Below are 16,768 nucleotides of genomic sequence, written 5' to 3'. Positions count from 1 at the left end.
TCGCCTGGGGGGCGAAAGCGGGGGGATCCGGTTCGCCATTTGCATGGTGTCGGCCGAACGGGCGCGACGGCGCCAGAACGGGACAGTCGGGGCGGATGTTTCTCGAGGGCCAGATCAACTGGATGTGGGTGCTGGGCGTGGCGGCCGCCGTCGGCTGGCTTGTCGGCCTGGTCGCGCTGTGGTTCGCCGTCACCAACCGGTCGCGGCACGTGGACGCCTCCGGCCAGCTGGATCTGGTCCAGCGCGTCGCCGAGGATTCCCAGAAGCGGCTGTTCGAGACCCTGAACGCCATCCCCGTCGCCCTGGTCGAGACCGACCGACAGGGCAAGTTCGTGTTCGCCAACCGCGCCGCCCACCAACTGCTGGGCCGCCGCGACGCCGAGCTGATCGGCCTGCGTTTCCATTCCGCGACCTGGGGCATCACCTTCCCGGACGGCCGCCCGGTGCCGCCGGACCTGCTGCCCAGCGCGCGCGCGCTGCGCGGGCAGACGGTGAAGGGCTTCCATCACCTGCTGGCCAATCCGGCGACCCGCAAGAAGATGCTGGTCTCGGTCACCGCCATGCCGATCGAGAACGACCTGGGCCAGATCACCGGATCGACCGCCGCCATCGTCGAGACCGACGGCCTGCAGGCGCCGGAGATCGTGTGGACGGAGCCTGAGGTTGAGGCCGCGGTCGGCGACGATCTGACCCGCCGGGTGTTCAACGCGGCCTCGAGCGCCCTGGTGGTCGTGGGCGCGGACGGACAGGTGCGCGAGGCCAACAGCACGGCTCTGGCGGTGCTGGGACGGGACGCGGCCCAGGGCGATTTCGGCGATCTGTTCCTGGACGAGGACGAGCGCGTCGAGGGCCGTCAGGCGCTGCGGGCGGCGCTGGCGGCGCCGGCGGGGGACGCCGAGCCCTATGTGTCGCGGCGGAGCGATATCCGCTGGGCGATGCTGCCGCTGACCGGACCGGACGGGACCGCCGACGCCCTGCTGCTGGCCGGTGAAAAGGCCGATGCGGCCGCGACGGTCGCGACCGAGACTTTCGAGACGAATTCCAGCCCGGCCGCCATGCCCGCGACGGAGGCTTCCGACGAGACCCTGGCGCTGCGCGACGAGGTCGAGGCGGCCCGTCGTCAGGCAGAGGAGGCGCTGGCCGCCGCCGCCGCGGCGCGTCAGGACGCCGAACTGGCCCGCGCGTCGGCCCGCAAGGCGCAGGAAGACGCCGAGGCCGAACTGCAGGGCGGGCGTCGGATGGAGAGCGTGGGACGCCTGACCGGCGGCCTGGCGCACGATTTCAATGCGCTGCTGGGCGTGATGACGGGCGCGCTGGACATGATGCTGCGTCAGGCCGACGACCCGGCGCGGGTGCGCCGGCTGGGCCAGGCCGCGCTGACCGCGGGCCAGAGGGGCGAAAACCTGACGCGCCGCCTGACAGCCTTCGCCCAGGGCGACGACGAGCCGGCGCTGCAGCTGATCGACGCCGGCGTGTTGCTGCGCGGCATGGAGATGCGTCTGCGGGCGCTCGCGGGCGCCAATATCGACCTGATGATCGAGGGACCGGCCCAGCCGGCCCCGGCGCGGCTGGATCCCGTCGCCTTCGAGGGCGCGGTGCGGGCGCTGACGCAGAACGCCATCGACGCGGTGGGCGCGCGCGGCTCTATCGCCGTGCGGCTGGAGCAGCTGCTGGAAGGCGGGCTGCGGCTGAGCGTGCGGGACACCGGTCCGGGGATGGATCGCGAACTGGCGTCGCGGGCGGTCGAGCCCTTCTTCACCACCCGCGAGGGCGCGGCCGGCCTGGGTCTGTCGCAGGCCTACGGGTTCGCGCGGCAGTCCGGCGGCGTGCTGTCGATCGACAGCCAGCCCGACGAGGGCGCCGAGGTCTCCATCACCCTGCCCCAGGCCCACTGACGCGTCCGCCTATCGCCGTTCCCGCAGCGCGTGTACAATGGTTAACAAGCTGAGCGGAGAGCGGTCATGAAGCTGTTGCGGATCATCCTGGCGCTTGCGGTCCTCGGTTACGTCGGATGGCTGGCGTGGCCCCTGTTGTCGCCCCTGCTGGACGGCGGCGCCCCTGACGTGACGACGATGCGGGCGGGCGTCGAGGCGGACGCCGGCGGCGACCTGTTCGGCCTGATCCCGGCCTGGGCCTTCTGGGGCGCGGCCATCGGCCTGTACCTGGTCGCGGCCCTGATGCTGGGATCCGGAAATCCGAAGGCCGCGGTGGCCTATTTCCTCGGCTTCATCGCCGACGCCGTGCTGCGGCTGGCGATCAACGCCCAGGGCGGAGGCGAGGCCGCCGCGCGCTCGATGGCGGCGCCGGACGCGTTCAGCGGCCTGCCGGTCGATCCGGTGTGGGTGGTGCTGGGCGTGCTGCTGCTGGTCGGGGTGCTGGTGGTCGTCGCCGGCCGCCGCGTGCATCGCCGTCGCGAGGCCGGGCAACTGGCCTACTGAGACGCTGTAGACAGCACGGATCGTCACTACATGCTGTGCAGCGGTTGACCCTCGCGGGCTTGCCGCTAGGTTCCGCGCGCCTCCCCGCGCCAAGACACAGCATCAGAGAGATCCCATGGCCGAAGCCGCTTCCTACGACGTCGTCATCATCGGCGGCGGTCCGGGCGGGTACAACGCCGCCATCCGCGCCGGCCAGCTGGGGCTGAAGGCCGCCTGCGTCGAGATGCGCGAAACCCTGGGCGGGACCTGCCTGAACGTCGGCTGCATGCCCTCCAAGGCGCTGCTGCACGCCTCGGAGCTGTTCGAGGCGGTGACGAAGGAGTTCCCGACGCTGGGCATCGACGTCGGCGCGCCGAAGCTGAACCTGAAGCAGATGATGGCCCAGAAGGCCGACAGTGTCGGCGCCCTGACCAAGGGCATCGAGTTCCTGTTCAAGAAGAACAAGGTCGAGTGGATCAAGGGCAAGGGCCGCATCGCCGGCGCCGGCCAGGTCGAGGTGACCGCCGCCGACGGTTCGAAGTCGACCCTGAGCACGAAGAACATCGTCATCGCCACCGGCTCCGAGCCGACCCCGCTGCCGGGCGTGGCGTTCGAGGACGGCAAGGTCGTGGACTCGACCGGCGCCCTGTCGCTGCCGGCCGTGCCGAAGAAGCTGATCGTCGTCGGCGCCGGGATCATCGGCCTGGAGCTGGGCTCGGTGTGGCGTCGTCTGGGCGCCGAGGTGACCGTGGTCGAGTTCCTCGACCGCATCACCCCGGGCATGGACAAGGACGTGGCCACGGCCTTCCAGCGCGCGCTGACCAAGCAGGGCATGACGTTCAAGCTGGGTTCCAAGGTGACCGCGGCGAAGACGTCGAAGGACGGCGTCGAGCTGACCGTCGAGCCCGCCGCCGGCGGCGCCGCCGAGACCCTGAAGGGCGACGTGGTGCTGGTGGCCATCGGCCGTCGCCCGTACACCGACGGTCTGGGCCTGGAGACGGTCGGCATCGAACTGGACAAGCGCGGCTTCGTCGCCAACGACCACTTCAAGGCCAACGCCGGCGGCGTGTGGGTGATCGGCGACGTGACCTACGGTCCGATGCTGGCGCACAAGGCCGAGGAAGACGCCGTCGCGGTCATCGAACTGATCGCGGGCAAGGCCGGTCACGTCGACTACGACCTGGTGCCGAGCGTGGTCTACACCTCGCCGGAAGTGGCCTGGGTCGGCAAGACCGAGGACCAGCTGAAGGCCGAGGGCGTCGCCTACAAGGCCGGCAAATTCCCGTTCAGCGCTAACAGCCGCGCCAAGATCAATCACGAGACCGAGGGCTTCGTGAAGGTGCTGGCGGACGCCGTGACCGACAGGATCCTGGGCGTTCACATCCTCGGCCCGCAGGCCGGCGAGATGATCGGCGAGGCGTGCGTGGCCATGGCGTTCGGCGGCGCGTCGGAAGACGTGGCGCGCATCTGCCACCCGCACCCGACCCGCTCGGAAGCCGTCAAACAGGCGGCCATGGGCGTCGATAACTGGACGATGCAGGCCTGATCTACTGCCGGATCGCGTCCTCGATCGTGCGCGTCGTCTGACGGCGCAGGCCTTCGAAGGCGACGGTGTTGCTGGGGAAGTCCAGCGTCACCTGACGGAACCGGCCCAGCAGGTCCGCGCCGACCAGCAGGGCCGGGCGGTCGGCGAGCTCCAGCGTCTCGAAACAGTGCAGGTCGGCGAACAGCAGCGGGGTCGGCCCCAGCCGGTGGCCGCCGAGGCGCAGATCGTCGACGCGGGCGAGGTCGGCTGACAGGCTCTGGCCCGTCACGCCGTACAGCGGGATGGCGCGGGACAGGCGGCCGCCGTCGTCGCCGCGCGCGGTGATGGCGCGGCGCAGGGCGTTGTTGCCGATCGAGTATTGCGCGCCGCTGTCGATGAAGGCCGCCGCGCCCTGACCTTCCACGACCGTCTGGGTCAGGATCAGCTGGCCGAAGCGGCCGCGCGCGGCGCGGACGCCGTCCCGCTGCAGGCGCGAGCCGGTGACCATGCCGTCGCCGGTGACGATGCGGACGCCGCGGACGCTGAGGCTGGCCGACCGGCGCGTGACGTCGAAGCTGAGCCGGAAGCGGCCCAGAACGTCGAGGCCGAGCAGGCCGTCCGCGCCCAACTGGTCGTGCGGCAGGACGGGGCAGCGCAGATTGCGGAAGGCCAGGCCGCTGAGCAGCAGACGGTCGATGGCGACGCTGTCGGTGCGGGTGGCGGTGGTGATGCCGTGCACCATCACCGGCTCCAGCGGCGGCAAGGCGAGCTGGGCGGCCACCCTGTCGGAGACGGCGGTCGCGCCCGCCCCGGTGTCGATCACGAAGGTGAAGGGGCCGCGACCGTTGATGTTCACCGCCGCGCCGACGCGGGTGAACAGATTGGCCAGCAGCTGGATCGGCTCGACGTCTTCCTCCGGCGCCACATCCTGCGGCGCGTCCTGGGCGAAGGCGGGCGTAACGGTCGCGGCCGCGCCCATCGCGGCCAGCAGTGCGCGGCGATCCAGGCCCTTGATAGGGTGCGTAGTCAGAGACGTTCCCCCTTCTTTTCGGGCCACTGTAGGCGCCGTTCGGGCGTCCTGGCGAGTCACCGGTATCGAAGCGTGGCCGTTCAGTCGCGCGGGTGGGCCGCGGCGTAGGCTTCGAGCAGCCGCGCGGCGTCGACGGCGGTGTATTTCTGCGTGGTCGACAGGCTGGCATGGCCCAGCAGCTGCTGGATCGAGCGCAGATCGGCCCCGGCGCCGAGCAGATGGGTGGCGAAGCTGTGCCGCAGGGCATGGGGCGTGGCGCTGGCGGGCAGGCCGAGACGGCCGCGCAGACGCTGCATCGCCGCCTGCACCTGACGCGGGCCCAGGGCGCCGCCGCGGCGGGCGCGGAACAGGGCGTCGTCCGGCTGGAGCGGGAAGGGTTGCAGCGCCAGATAGGCGTCGACGGCGTCACGCACGGCGGGCAGCACCGGCGCCAGCCGGGTCTTGCCGCCCTTGCCGGTGATGCGCAGGGCCTCGGGCAGAGGGGCGTCGGCGCGGGTCAGGGACAGGCCCTCGGAAATCCGCAGGCCGCAGCCGTACAGCAGGGTCAGGACGGCGCGGTCGCGGGCGGCCTCCCACGGTTCGGCGTCGGGATCGGCCCCCGGTTCCTGCATGAGGCCGAGCGCCTGATCCTCGGTGACCGGGCGGGGCAGGGTCGCCTTCAGGCGCGGACCGCGCACCAGGGCCAGCTGGGGCGTGTCGATCCCGCAGCGGCGGTCGAGGAAGGCGTGGAAGGTGCGGATCGCCGACAGGGTCTGGCTGATCGAGCGGGCGTTGAGGGGGCGGTCGCCGGAGCGGCGCTCGGCCAGGTGGGCGCGGAGTTCGGCGGCGGTGACCGTGCCGAGGTCGGCCAGGGCCTGGGGCTCGCCGCGATGGCGCTCGAGGAAGGCGAGGTAGAGCCGACCGATGTGGCCGTAGGCCTCAAGCGTGCGGGGCGAGAGGCGCCGCTCGTGGGCGAGATGCTCCAGCCAGGCGGCCAGAGCCTCGGAGGCGGTGGTCAGTTGAGGATCGGCCATCGCTCGGCCGTGCGCTCGACGACCCGGGCGATGAAGGCGACCAGTTCGCAGCCCATGTTCGGGGTGAAGCCGTCTTCCTCGGGCGAGCCGAAGGCGCAGATGGCGTGTCGGCCGGGGGCGTCGGAGCCCGGGAACTGGGGGGCCATGCGGATCAGGGCGACGGATTTGACCTCTTCATCGGCGCCGCCGAACAGGTTCAGGCCGTCGAAATTGGGCCCCAGCCAGGTCAGTCCATGCTCGCCCAACAGGCTGTCGACGCCGCCGGCGTCCAGCGATTTCCAGCCGAACGGCACGCCGCCGGGCTTTTCCAGCGCGATGGCGGCGCCGGACAGGCCGAAGCGGCCTTGCGCCACCGCATCGAGGCGGCGGGCCAGGTCGGAGGGGCTGCGCGCCTCCATCAGATCAAGGGCGGCGACGTGGGTCTGGGTCTGGGCGGCGAAATTGGCGCGGGCGACGGCCTCGATGCGCTTGCGGGCGTCGGCCTCGCGCTCGGCGGCCTCTTCCAGCTTCGTCAGGGCGGCGCGGCCGAACTCGACGACGTTGCGGCCGTGCGGCTTCAGACCGATCTCTTCCAGCAGGGAGCGGTCGTCGAGCAGGGTCTGCGAATTGGCCTGCAACCAGGCCCGGATCTCGGGCCAGTGCGGCTCCTCAGGCCTGGAAGAGAGGTCAGGCGATACGCTCACAGACCTCTCCCCGAGGCAGGTATTACAGGATCGACTGACCGGTCTTGCCCCAGTCCGCCAGGAAGGCATCAAGCCCCTTGTCGGTTAACGGGTGCTTGACCAGACCCTTGAAAACGTCGGCCGGGAGGGTGGCCGCGTCGGCGCCGGCGAGGGCCGCGGCCGAGACGTGGCCCGGATTGCGCAGCGAGGCGGCGAGGATTTCGGTGTCGAATCCGTGGATGTCGTAGAGGGTGCGGATCTCTTCCAGCAGGGCGATGCCGTCGGCGCCGTGGTCTTCAAGACGACCGACGAAGGGCGAGATGAAGGTGGCGCCGGCCTTGGCGGCCAGCATGGCCTGGGCGGCGGAGAAGCAGAGGGTGACGTTGGTTTTGATGCCCTTGTCGGCGAAGGCGCGGGTGGCGCGCAGACCGTCCCAGGTCAGGGGCAGCTTCACGACGACGTTCGGGGCGATGGCGGCGAGCTTGTCGCCTTCCTTGACCATGGTCTCGAAATCGGTCGCCACGGCCTCGGCGGAAATCGGCCCCTCGACGAGGGCGCAAATCTCGGCGATGACCTCGGCGATGTTGCGACCGGATTTGGCGATCAGCGTGGGGTTGGTGGTGACGCCATCCACCATTCCGGTGGGGACCATGTCCTTGATGACGGCGACGTCGGCGGTGTCGAGGAAGAGTTTCATGGGGCGGCTCTTTACCTTTGTCGGGCCGCAAGCGCGACTCACATTCTCCTACCGGAGCGTGGCGTGAAGGTCGCATCCGTTCTGATTCCGCTGCCGGTGCCGGAGGCCTTCGATTACGAGGTGCCGGAGGCGTTCGACGTGGCGCGCGGCGACCAGGTGGCCGTGCCGCTGGGGCCGCGGCTGATCCGCGGGATCGTGGCCGAGGCGCGCGAGACGACGGGGTCGAACCGGCGGCTGAAGGCGATCGATCATGTGCTGGACGACCCGCGCCTGCCGGAGCGGACGGTGGACTTCGTCGAATGGGCGGCGCGCTGGACCCTGAGCGCGCCGGGCGAGATGGCCTCGGCGGCGCTGAAGGGGCTGCGGGCGCCGCGGCCCCGGCCCGAGCGGCGCGTGCGGCGGGTGGGCGACCGGTCTCCGGCGCGGCCGACGGCGGCGCGGACGGCGGTGCTGGAGGCGCTGGGCCAGCGCTCGATGCCGGGGCCCGATCTGGCGCGGGCGGCGAATGTGTCGTCCGGCGTGGTGAAGGGGCTGCTGGACGAGGGGGTGCTGGAAGCGATCGAGATCGAGGCCATCGCGGCCTTCGACGCGCCCGATCCCGACCATGCGCCGGCGACGCTGAACCCCGACCAGGCGGCGGCGGCGGACGCGATCGGCGCGGCGGCGGCGGAGGGCGGGTTCAAGCCCTTCCTGCTGGACGGGGTCACCGGCTCGGGCAAGACCGAGGCCTATCTGGAGGCGGCGGCGCGGGCGCTGCGGGCCGATCCGGCGGCGCAGGTGCTGATCCTGTTGCCGGAAATCGCCCTGACCCAGGCGCTGATCGAGCGGATCTCGCACCGCTTCGGCGCCGCGCCGGCGGAATGGCATTCGGGCGTCGCCCCGCCGCGCCGGCGGCAGGTGTGGGAGGCCGTGCAGGCCGGGCGCTGCAACATCGTCGTGGGGGCGCGGTCGGCGCTGTTCCTGCCCTATGTGAACCTGAAGCTGATCGTGGTCGACGAGGAGCACGACGGGTCGTTCAAGCAGGAAGAGGGCCTCGTCTATCACGGGCGCGACCTGGCCGTGGCGCGGGCGCGGATCGAGGGGGCGACGGTGGTGCTGGCCTCGGCGACGCCGTCGCTGGAGACGCTGTGGAATGCGCATCAGGGCCGCTATCGCTGGCTGAAGCTGGGGGCGCGGCACGGGGCGGCGGTGCTGCCCGACATCAAACTGCTGGACCTGCGCGAGAATGCGCCCGACCCGCAGACCTGGCTGTCGCAGCCGTTGCGCGAGGCGATCGGCGAGACCCTGCTGAAGCGCGAGCAGACGCTGCTGTTCCTGAACCGGCGCGGCTATGCCCCGGTGGTGCTGTGCCGGGTGTGCGGCCACCGGATGACGGCGCCGGACACCGACAGCTGGCTGGTGGAGCATCGCTACACCGGGCGGCTGGTGTGCCACCTGACCGGCTTCTCGATGCTGCGGCCGAAGGCGTGTCCGTCGTGCGGGGCCGAGGACAGCCTGGTCTCGGTGGGCCCGGGCGTGGAGCGGGTCGAGGAGGAGGTGCGCAACCTGTTCCCCGAGGCGCGGACGGCCGTGTTCAGCTCGGACACCGTGCCGGACGGCAAGTCGGCGCGGGCGCTGATCCAGTCGATGGCCGACGGCGAGATCGACATCCTGGTGGCCACCCAGGCCGCGGCCAAGGGGCACAACTTCCCCCTGCTGACCCTGGTCGGGGTGGTGGACGCGGACCTCGGCCTGCGCGGCGGCGACCTGCGGGCGGCCGAGCGGACCTTCCAGCTGCTGACCCAGGCGACCGGCCGGGCGGGGCGGGCGGACAAGCCGGGGCGGGCGATCCTGCAGACCTGGACGCCCGAGCATCCGGTGCTGCAGGCGCTGGCGGCGGGCGACCGCGACGCCTTCGTCGAGGCCGAGATGGCCGAGCGCGAGGCGGCGTCCCTGCCGCCCTACGGCCGGCTGGCGGCGCTGATCCTGTCGGGCGAGAACGCCCAGGCGGTGGAGAAGGTCGCGCGCGAGCTGGCCGAGGCGATCCCGAACGCCGAGCGGCTGGAGGTCTATGGTCCCGCCGACGCGCCGCTGGCGCTGGTGCGCGGACGGCGGCGCAAGCGGCTGCTGGTGCGGGCGGACCGGGACGTGGACCTGCAGGGCTTCCTGCGGGTGTGGCTGTCGCGGGTGAAGGTGCCGGCGTCGGTGCGTCTGAATGTCGACGTGGACCCGTACAGCTTCCTGTGATCGGGCGACCTAGTCCCGGCCGGTCCCGGCGGGCCGCGAGGCGTTGCACAGGGCGTGTTGCTGGGCGCCGAAGACGGCGTTCTGGCGGACCCAGCCGTGCATGCGGCGGACGCGGACCTCGCACCAGCCGTCCTCGCACGCGTCCATGGAGACGAGCGAGCGGGGCGACAGGCGGGCGCGGACCGGAGAGGTGGTCGAGCGGCCGGCGTGGATCGGAATCTCCACGTTCGAGGCGTTGAAGACGCTGCGGCGGCTGGAGACGACGCTGCGGTGGACCCAGGCGACGGCGCCTTCGGGATCGCAGATTTTCCGCCACTCGGCGGTCTCGGCGATGACCTGCACCGGCAGGCCGGAGACCTGGTATTCCCACAGGATGCGGTAATCGAGGCCGGGGCCCTCGCGGGCGCGGACCTCGTCCGATTTCAGCGACAGCCAGCGCGGCACCGGCTGGCGGCTGGGGGTGGGGCGGCCGTCGGGCATGGTGGCGCCCGCGCCCGCCAGAACGGCGGCGCCGAGTACCCCTGCGATCAGCGCCAGCCTTGAAAGGCGGTCGCGAGCTTTGCCAGACACCGGGTTGCCCATTAAACGGAGGCGACGAAACGAAGGTCCCGAATGTCCACGCCCAGGCTTAAGGTCGTATTAACCAGACGCCTCCCGGACGCGGTCGAGACGCGTATGCGGGAGCTTTTCGACGCCGAACTGAACCTGACCGACCGCGCGATGGACCGCGCGGCGCTGGAGCACGCGGTCAGCTACGCCGACGTGCTGTCGCCGACCATCACCGACACGATCGACGCCGATCTGATCGCGAAGGCCGGGCCGCAGCTGAAGATGATCGCCAATTTCGGCGCCGGGGTGGATCATATCGACATCGATGCAGCGGTCGGGCGCGGTCTGATCGTGACCAATACGCCGGGGGTGCTGACCGAGGACACGGCCGATCTGGCCATGACCCTGATCCTGGCGGTGAGCCGTCGGATCGTGGAGGGCGCCCAGGTGATGCAGGAGGGCCGGTTTGAGGGCTGGACCCCGACCTGGATGACCGGACGCAAGCTGTGGGGCAAGCGGCTGGGAATCATCGGCATGGGCCGGATCGGCCAGGCCCTGGCCCGGCGGGCGAAGGCGTTCGGGATGCAGGTGCACTATCACAACCGCAAACCGGTGCCGGCGATGATCGCCGAGGAGCTGGGCGCGACGTACTGGGACGACCTGGACCAGATGCTGGCGCGGATGGACCTGATCTCGCTGAACTGTCCGGCGACGAAGGAGACGCATCACCTGCTGTCGGCCGAGCGGCTGGCGCTGATGCGGCCCGAGGCGATCCTGATCAATACGGCGCGCGGCGAGCTGATCGACGAGGCGGCGCTGGCCCAGGCCGTGGCGGAGCGGCGGATCGCGGGCGTCGGGCTGGATGTGTTCGAGCACGAGCCGAAGGTGCATCCGGGCCTGCTGGGGCACGCCAATGTCGTGCTGCTGCCGCACCTGGGGTCGGCGACGATCGAGGCGCGTCAGGACATGGGCGACCGGGTCATCGCCAACATCCAGACCTTCGCCAACGGCCACCGGCCGCCGGATCGCGTCATCCCCGCAATGCTGTAGGGGCGGCGCAGCCCTGAGACGAACGGCGCCGCAATTTCGCGCCGTTCAAGCTTGACCGTACGCCTGTGTCCGGGCTTTGTCCGGGCGGGAGTATCGGGGGATTACAATGACATCGGGATTGTCGAGGGGCGCTGCGTTCGCCCTGTCGCGGCGTGGCGTGCTGGCCGGCGCGGCCGGACTTGGAGCCGGATTGGGCGCCGGGATGATGGCGGGACCCGCGGCGGCGCGACAGACGACGCCCCATAGCCTGGACGACTTCTTCGCAAGGGACGGCGTGATCGGCGCGGCCCTGTCGCCGGCCGGAGACCGTATCGCCCTGGTGCGCGAGGTCTGGGAGGGCGACAACCGCCGCGCGGTGCTGGACACGATCGACGCCGCCGACCCCTCGAAGGCGCCCATGCGCGCGCCGATCGGCGATGTCGACTGCGAGGCGATGGAATGGGCCAGCGACGCGCGTCTGCTGGTCTGGGTGGCGCTGACGACCCGCACCGCGAAGGACCGGCGGTCGGCGAGGTCCCATGTGGCCCAGGGCGGCCAGGAGATCGTGTCGCGCCGGGTGGTCTCGATCGATCCCGCCACCGGCGGCGCGGTGGCGCTGTTCAGCGGCGACAACCGGCGCATGCGGGCGACCCGCAACCTGGGCCGGGTCATCGACCTGCTGCACGACGATCCGGACCATGTGCTGATGGCGGCGCCGAGCTCGATCGGCGTGCTGACCCTGTTCAAGGTCAACGTCCTGACCGGCCGCGCCGAGGAGGTCGAGAAGGGCGGCAACGGGACCTATCACTGGCAGACCCAGGATGGGGTGCCCGTGCTGCGCTACGACATCAACGTCGCCGGCAATGCATTCAGCATCCACGCGCGGGCGCCGGGCGAAACGCGCTGGACCTATGTGCGCCGGGTGCGGGTGAACGAGGCGCCGGACTTCGAATGGGTGGCCGCCACCGACCGGCCGGGGATCGTGCTGGTCGCCGCGCGCCAGGACGGCGAGGACGTCGCCACGGTGCGCGAGATGGATCTGAAGTCGCTGACCATCGGGGCGCCGATGATCGCGCGCGAAAAGGCCGACGTGGTCGGCGGCCTGACCGACGACCGGGGCCGGTATCTGGGCGCCGTCTACTGGGGCGACCGGCTGGAATACGACTTCGCCACGCCCGAACTGGCGCCGCATCATCGGGCCATGAACCGGTTCTTCGACAACGAGTGCAACGTGCACCTGGTCGGCGTCGATCGCAGCCTGAACCGCCTGCTGGCCTATGTCAGCGGTCCGCGGGAGCCGGGGGCCTGGTATCTGTACGACCGGGCCGCGCGCAGCTTCGTCAATCTGGCGGCGCGCACCACGCTGGCGGCGGAGCGGCTGGGCAGGGCCGAGGCGATCGACGTCGCCACCCGCGACGGGGCGACCATCCGGGCCTATCTGACGGCGCCGCCCGGCGGCGCGCCTGGGCCGCTGATCGTCATGCCGCACGGCGGACCGGAAGTCCGCGACGTGCAGGGCTGGGACCGGACCGTGCAGATCATGGCCGCGCAGGGATGGTGGGTGCTGCAGCCCAATTTCCGCGGTTCGGGCGGCTACGGCCTGGCCTTCGCCGGCGAGGGCTGGAAGCGCTGGGGCGACCGGATGCAGGAGGACGTCGAGGACGCCGTCGCCCAGGTGGTGAAGGACAAGGGGCTGAACGCCGACAAGGTCGGCATCATGGGAGCCAGCTACGGCGGCTATGCGGCCCTGATGGGCGCGGTGCGCCGGCCGGACCTGTACAAGGCGGCGATCGGCATCTGCGGCGTCTACGACCTGCCCGACATGCTCGCCCACGAGCTGCGCGACGACAACACGCCGGACAACGAGGTCTACCAGTTCTGGGTCAAGCGCATCGGCGAGCCGCGGGAGGATCGCCCGGCGCTGGAGCGGGCGTCGCCGCGGCGTCGGGCCGGCGAGGTGAAATGCCCGGTCATGCTGGTCCACGGCGTCGACGACCCCATCGTGCCGGTGTTCCAGTCGCGCCGGATGCGGGACGCCCTGCAGCAAGGCGGACAGGTCAGTCTGCACTACACCGAGGTGGTGGACGCCGGGCACGGCGACTGGGAGGACGGGGTCGAACAGGAGCTGATGGAGAAATACATCGACCTGTTCCGCCGGGCCTTCGCCTGACGGCAGCCTAGCCGCCGCAGGCCGGGCAGGACGGATCGGGGGCGACGCGGACGGTCCGCGCCGTTCCCGCCAGGCCGTCGTAGAGCAGCAGGCGACCCGACAGGGGTTCGCCGGCGCCGGCGATCAGCTTGATCGCCTCCAGCGCGGCCATGGAACCGACGACGCCGGCCAGGGCGCCGACGACGCCGACGCGCGAGCAGGTCTCGGCGTCGGGCGGGGCGTCGGGGACCATGCAGCGATAGCAGGGGCGGCCGTGGAAGACCCCGACCTGTCCGCTCCAGCGGCCGAGCGCGCCTGAAACCAGCGGCGTTCCGGCGGCGAGGCAGGCGGCGTTGACGGCGAAGCGGGTCTCGAAGTCATCCGTGCCGTCGATGACGACGTCGCAGTCGGCGATCACAGCGGAGGCGGTGCCCGGGGTCAGGCGCTGTTGTCGGGTCTCGACGGCGACGTGGGGATTGAGCGCGGTCAGGGCGGCGGCGCCGGCCTCGACCTTCGGGCGGCCGATATCGGCGCCGTCGAACAGGATCTGGCGCTGCAGGTTCGACAGGGCGACGGCGTCGTCGTCGATCAGGCGCAGGGCGCCGATCCCGGCGGCGGCGAGATAGAGGGCGGCGGGCGCGCCGACGCCGCCGACGCCGACGATGGCCACGCGCGCGCCCTTGAGCCGTTGCTGCCCCGGTCCGCCGACCTCGGCCAGCACCAGGTGGCGCGCATAGCGTTCGATTTCGTCGTCGGAGAAGGTCACCGCATCCAGTTAGGGGCTGGGGAGCCTGAGGTCTACGCGGCCTTGCGGAAGTCCAGCATGGCCTCGGCGTCGTTGGCGGTGACGCTGGAGATGCACGGCAGGCCGACGCTGCCGAGCATGGCGGCGGGGTCGGCGCACAGGCTCATGGGCTCGGTCAGCACGCGGGCGGGGATCGGCATGTCGCACAGGATGCGCAGGCCGGAATGGCGCGGATCGACCAGCAGACGGCGCATCAGGCGGTCCAGATCGGCGCGGCCGCCCTCGAGCGCCTGCAGGATATGGCCGCGGTGGAACATGACGCAGCCGGTGATCTCGTCACGGCGGTTGTTCACTTCGGAGGCGCCCAGAATCTGGGCGATGGAAAGGGTGGAGACACCCGTCGCGCCAACAGCTTCGCTGGCGTAAATCACGCGATGAAGCAAAGCGCTTCCCTCATATGGCTAAAAATGGGGCACTGTTTGTCTATGTAAGGGTTTACAGTGGTAAGAATATGGCTCAGCGTAGCCATTGGATTCGCGGCGATTTCGCCTTGCCGCGCCGCATTTCGGTCTCCATCTGAAATGGATGGCTAACGAAACATCCTCATTCCCCGACTGGCACGGCACGACCATTCTGGCCGTGCGCAAGGACGGCCGGACCGTCATCGCCGGCGACGGCCAGGTCTCCATGGGCCCGACCATCGTCAAGGGCGCGGCCCGCAAGGTCCGCGTTCTGGCGGGCGGCAAGGTGCTGGCCGGCTTCGCCGGCGCGACGGCCGACGCCTTCACCCTGATCGAGCGGCTGGAAGCCAAGCTGGAGCAGTATCCCGACCAGCTGGCGCGCGCCTGCGTCGACCTGGCCAAGGACTGGCGGACCGACCGCTATCTGCGCCGGCTGGAGGCCATGCTGCTGGTCGCCGACAGCAGTTCGATCTTCACCGTCACCGGCGTCGGCGACGTGCTGGAGCCGGAGTTCGGCGTGGCCGCGGTCGGCTCGGGCGGGAACTATGCGCTCGCAGCGGCGCGGGCGCTGATGGAGAACACCGACCTGGACGCCGAGACGATCGCGCGGCGGTCGATGGCCCTGGCGGCGGAGATCTGCGTCTACACCAACGGGAACCTGACGGTGGAGACGCTGGAGTAGGAATCCGGCAGTCTGTGCTCGGGTCGGGGTTCATCACGAAGAGCACGAAGGATGCACGAAGGGCACGAAGGGATCGCGCCGGTCCCTCAGGACGCGGAGCGCGTCGGCCGCATTATCGTGGATGCGGCGGTGGCCGTGCATCGTGCCCTTGGACCCGGCCTGCTGGAGTCCGTCTATGAGGCCTGTCTCGCGGAGGAGATCCGGCAGAGGGGATTGAAGGTGGAGCGCCAGGTCGGCGTGCCCGTCGCCTACGGCGACGCGCGGATGGATGTGGGCTTTCGGCTTGATCTGTTGATCGACGATCTGGTCGTGGTCGAGATCAAGGCGATCGACGCCCTTGCGTCGATCCATACGGCGCAGGTCCTGACCTACCTCCGCTTTTCGGGGCGGCGGCTGGGCTATCTGATCAACTTCAACACGACCCTGCTCAAGAACGGTCTCCGCCGCGTCGTGCTCTGATCCCTTCGTGCCGCCTTCGTGTCCTTGGTGATGAACCTTCGATCCGGCCGTCTTTCATCGATTTAACGAGACAGCGTTCGCCTTCTGACGCTCCATGCCGGCGGGAGGATTCCATATGCGCCATTTCGCCGTTCTCGCTCTGCCGTTGATGCTGGCCGCCGCGCCTGCACTGGCCCAGGTCCCGGATGCGGCGCCGATCGTGGCGGCGGAGCGGGCGTTTGCGGCGGATGCGCCGGGGATGGGGATCGCCGGGAGCTTCAACAAATGGTCGACGCCGGACGCGATCCTGATCGCGGGCGGACAGGTGCAGAGGGTCGGCGAGGTCTATCCCGACGGGCCGCGACCCGCCGATGAGCCGCTGCTGGAGTGGTGGCCGAATTTCGCCGGCATCGCGCGGTCGGGCGACCTGGGCTTTTCGACCGGCGGCGTGGCCGTGGGCGGCCAGCGGACCGGGCACTATTTCACTATCTGGCAGAAGCAGCCGGACGGGTCGTGGAAGTGGGTCTACGACGGCGGTTCGGGCGCGAGCGCCGCGGACGTGCCGGGGCCGGAGACCGAGCCGGTGATCCTGCCGCCCGGACCGGAGCTCCTGATGGTCCGGTACGAGGGGCAGCCTGTCGACAACACGCCGGGCTGGCAGTCGGCCATGAACGAGGTGAAGGCGCAGGAAGCCACGCTCGCGCAAGGCGCTGCAGTCGATCAGAAGGCCGCCCACCTGGGACTGATGGCCGACAACGGTCGGCTCTATGTCGCGCCGAGGCCGCCCGCGATCGGACGCGAGGCCTTCGCCGAGGCGCTGTCCGGCTGGCCCGCGACCTTCCAGTTCGGCCCGACCCAGGGCGGCGGGGCCTCGCGGTACGGCGATCTGGTGTGGACCTATGGGACGGCCGCCTGGACCCGCGACGGACAGCCGCGGACCGGCCACTATGTGCGGCTGTGGCAAAGGCAGGAGGGCGGCTGGAAGATCGTGCTGGCCCAGCTGATCCCGGCGCCGCCCCCTCCCGCCGCCGGCGGGTGAGGAGAGCCAGGCTGGTTCATCACCAAGGGCACGAAGAAGCACGAAGCGCACGAAGAGCGTGCGGCGCCGCAGGCATTGAGGCCTCGGAAACAAGGCGCTTCGCGCA

General features: G+C 70.8%; 16 protein-coding genes. 9 read left to right on the top strand and 7 right to left on the bottom strand.

Going from position 1 to position 16,768, the window contains the following annotated elements; all coding sequences use genetic code 11:
• Window positions 1–95: 95 nt before the first annotated feature.
• The 3 genes from GGR12_RS00510 to lpdA all read left to right on the top strand — a co-directional run bounded on the left by GGR12_RS00510 (window position 96) and on the right by lpdA (window position 3,963).
• Window positions 96–1,895 carry a PAS domain-containing sensor histidine kinase gene (locus GGR12_RS00510; RefSeq protein ID WP_183201734.1) on the top strand — a complete coding sequence of 600 codons (1,800 nt, stop codon included), beginning with the start codon at window positions 96–98 and terminating at the stop codon, window positions 1,893–1,895.
• A 66-nt stretch (window positions 1,896–1,961) separates the two neighbouring features.
• Window positions 1,962–2,438: a hypothetical protein gene (locus tag GGR12_RS00505; RefSeq protein WP_183201732.1), complete on the top strand. Its 477-nt coding sequence runs from the start codon at window positions 1,962–1,964 to the stop codon at window positions 2,436–2,438.
• Between the two features lie 115 nt (window positions 2,439–2,553).
• Entirely contained in the window at window positions 2,554–3,963 is a 1,410-nt protein-coding gene (gene lpdA / locus GGR12_RS00500; protein ID WP_183201729.1) for a dihydrolipoyl dehydrogenase, read from the top strand.
• Between the two features lies 1 nt (window position 3,964).
• Here lpdA and GGR12_RS00495 read toward each other — a convergent pair whose 3' ends face one another.
• The 4 genes from GGR12_RS00495 to fsa all read right to left on the bottom strand — a co-directional run bounded on the left by GGR12_RS00495 (window position 3,965) and on the right by fsa (window position 7,344).
• On the bottom strand, window positions 3,965–4,921 hold the full coding sequence (locus GGR12_RS00495) for a retropepsin-like aspartic protease (RefSeq protein ID WP_183201726.1): 957 nt from the start codon (window positions 4,919–4,921) through the stop codon (window positions 3,965–3,967).
• A 131-nt stretch (window positions 4,922–5,052) separates the two neighbouring features.
• Window positions 5,053–5,985, bottom strand: a complete 933-nt coding sequence (locus GGR12_RS00490; protein ID WP_183201724.1) for a tyrosine recombinase XerC — start codon at window positions 5,983–5,985, stop codon at window positions 5,053–5,055.
• The gene (locus GGR12_RS00485) at window positions 5,967–6,668 is read right to left on the bottom strand and encodes a DUF484 family protein (protein ID WP_343053038.1); all 702 of its coding nucleotides are present in this window, start codon (window positions 6,666–6,668) and stop codon (window positions 5,967–5,969) included. Before GGR12_RS00485 ends, GGR12_RS00490 begins: the two co-directional genes overlap by 19 nt.
• A 22-nt stretch (window positions 6,669–6,690) precedes the next feature.
• Window positions 6,691–7,344 carry a fructose-6-phosphate aldolase gene (fsa, locus tag GGR12_RS00480; RefSeq protein ID WP_183201720.1) on the bottom strand — a complete coding sequence of 218 codons (654 nt, stop codon included), beginning with the start codon at window positions 7,342–7,344 and terminating at the stop codon, window positions 6,691–6,693.
• A 63-nt stretch (window positions 7,345–7,407) separates the two neighbouring features.
• Between fsa and GGR12_RS00475 the strand changes: the two genes are divergently transcribed.
• Window positions 7,408–9,570: a primosomal protein N' gene (locus GGR12_RS00475; protein ID WP_183201718.1), complete on the top strand. Its 2,163-nt coding sequence runs from the start codon at window positions 7,408–7,410 to the stop codon at window positions 9,568–9,570.
• A gap of 9 nt (window positions 9,571–9,579) precedes the next feature.
• Here the strand turns inward: GGR12_RS00475 and GGR12_RS00470 are convergent, their stop codons facing one another.
• The gene (locus GGR12_RS00470; protein ID WP_343053037.1) at window positions 9,580–10,140 is read right to left on the bottom strand and encodes an SH3 domain-containing protein; all 561 of its coding nucleotides are present in this window, start codon (window positions 10,138–10,140) and stop codon (window positions 9,580–9,582) included.
• 42 nt (window positions 10,141–10,182) lie between these two features.
• Between GGR12_RS00470 and GGR12_RS00465 the strand changes: the two genes are divergently transcribed.
• Both GGR12_RS00465 and GGR12_RS00460 read left to right on the top strand, forming a co-directional pair.
• Window positions 10,183–11,169: a 2-hydroxyacid dehydrogenase gene (locus tag GGR12_RS00465; protein WP_183201714.1), complete on the top strand. Its 987-nt coding sequence runs from the start codon at window positions 10,183–10,185 to the stop codon at window positions 11,167–11,169.
• Window positions 11,170–11,287: 118 nt separating this feature from the next.
• Window positions 11,288–13,318, top strand: coding sequence for an alpha/beta hydrolase family protein (locus tag GGR12_RS00460; RefSeq protein ID WP_183201713.1), 2,031 nt, complete (start codon window positions 11,288–11,290; stop codon window positions 13,316–13,318).
• A gap of 7 nt (window positions 13,319–13,325) precedes the next feature.
• On the opposite strand, the gene GGR12_RS00455 is transcribed toward GGR12_RS00460, so the two are convergent.
• Together GGR12_RS00455 and GGR12_RS00450 are read right to left on the bottom strand one after the other, a co-directional pair.
• Window positions 13,326–14,063 (bottom strand): molybdopterin-synthase adenylyltransferase MoeB, encoded by a 738-nt coding sequence (locus GGR12_RS00455; RefSeq protein WP_183201710.1) that lies wholly within the window; start codon window positions 14,061–14,063, stop codon window positions 13,326–13,328.
• Between the two features lie 32 nt (window positions 14,064–14,095).
• Window positions 14,096–14,485 carry a BLUF domain-containing protein gene (locus tag GGR12_RS00450; RefSeq protein ID WP_183201704.1) on the bottom strand — a complete coding sequence of 130 codons (390 nt, stop codon included), beginning with the start codon at window positions 14,483–14,485 and terminating at the stop codon, window positions 14,096–14,098.
• A gap of 142 nt (window positions 14,486–14,627) precedes the next feature.
• Here GGR12_RS00450 and hslV point away from each other — a divergent pair, with 142 nt between their 5' ends.
• The 3 genes from hslV to GGR12_RS00435 all read left to right on the top strand — a co-directional run bounded on the left by hslV (window position 14,628) and on the right by GGR12_RS00435 (window position 16,662).
• Window positions 14,628–15,185 carry an ATP-dependent protease subunit HslV gene (gene hslV, locus GGR12_RS00445; protein ID WP_183201703.1) on the top strand — a complete coding sequence of 186 codons (558 nt, stop codon included), beginning with the start codon at window positions 14,628–14,630 and terminating at the stop codon, window positions 15,183–15,185.
• 51 nt (window positions 15,186–15,236) lie between these two features.
• Complete coding sequence (locus tag GGR12_RS00440; protein WP_183201700.1) at window positions 15,237–15,644, top strand: GxxExxY protein; 408 nt, start codon at window positions 15,237–15,239, stop codon at window positions 15,642–15,644.
• A 115-nt stretch (window positions 15,645–15,759) separates the two neighbouring features.
• Window positions 15,760–16,662 (top strand): nuclear transport factor 2 family protein, encoded by a 903-nt coding sequence (locus GGR12_RS00435; RefSeq protein WP_183201698.1) that lies wholly within the window; start codon window positions 15,760–15,762, stop codon window positions 16,660–16,662.
• Window positions 16,663–16,768 lie beyond the last annotated feature (106 nt).

The sequence above is a fragment of the Brevundimonas lenta genome (genome assembly GCF_014196335.1).
Classification (GTDB): Bacteria; Pseudomonadota; Alphaproteobacteria; order Caulobacterales; family Caulobacteraceae; genus Brevundimonas; species Brevundimonas lenta.
This window is presented reverse-complemented; position numbering and strand designations above follow the sequence as displayed.

What these genes read in the sequence shown, in the direction of transcription:
- GGR12_RS00510 (WP_183201734.1), top strand. Translation starts at nt 96, where the DNA reads ATGTTTCTCGAGGGCCAGATCAACTGGATGTGGGTGCTGGGCGTGGCG.
- GGR12_RS00505 (WP_183201732.1), top strand. Translation starts at nt 1,962, where the DNA reads ATGAAGCTGTTGCGGATCATCCTGGCGCTTGCGGTCCTCGGTTACGTC.
- lpdA (WP_183201729.1), top strand. Translation starts at nt 2,554, where the DNA reads ATGGCCGAAGCCGCTTCCTACGACGTCGTCATCATCGGCGGCGGTCCG.
- GGR12_RS00495 (WP_183201726.1), bottom strand. Translation starts at nt 4,921, where the DNA reads ATGGGCGCGGCCGCGACCGTTACGCCCGCCTTCGCCCAGGACGCGCCG.
- GGR12_RS00490 (WP_183201724.1), bottom strand. Translation starts at nt 5,985, where the DNA reads ATGGCCGATCCTCAACTGACCACCGCCTCCGAGGCTCTGGCCGCCTGG.
- fsa (WP_183201720.1), bottom strand. Translation starts at nt 7,344, where the DNA reads ATGAAACTCTTCCTCGACACCGCCGACGTCGCCGTCATCAAGGACATG.
- GGR12_RS00465 (WP_183201714.1), top strand. Translation starts at nt 10,183, where the DNA reads ATGTCCACGCCCAGGCTTAAGGTCGTATTAACCAGACGCCTCCCGGAC.
- hslV (WP_183201703.1), top strand. Translation starts at nt 14,628, where the DNA reads ATGGCTAACGAAACATCCTCATTCCCCGACTGGCACGGCACGACCATT.
- GGR12_RS00440 (WP_183201700.1), top strand. Translation starts at nt 15,237, where the DNA reads ATGCACGAAGGGCACGAAGGGATCGCGCCGGTCCCTCAGGACGCGGAG.
- GGR12_RS00435 (WP_183201698.1), top strand. Translation starts at nt 15,760, where the DNA reads ATGCGCCATTTCGCCGTTCTCGCTCTGCCGTTGATGCTGGCCGCCGCG.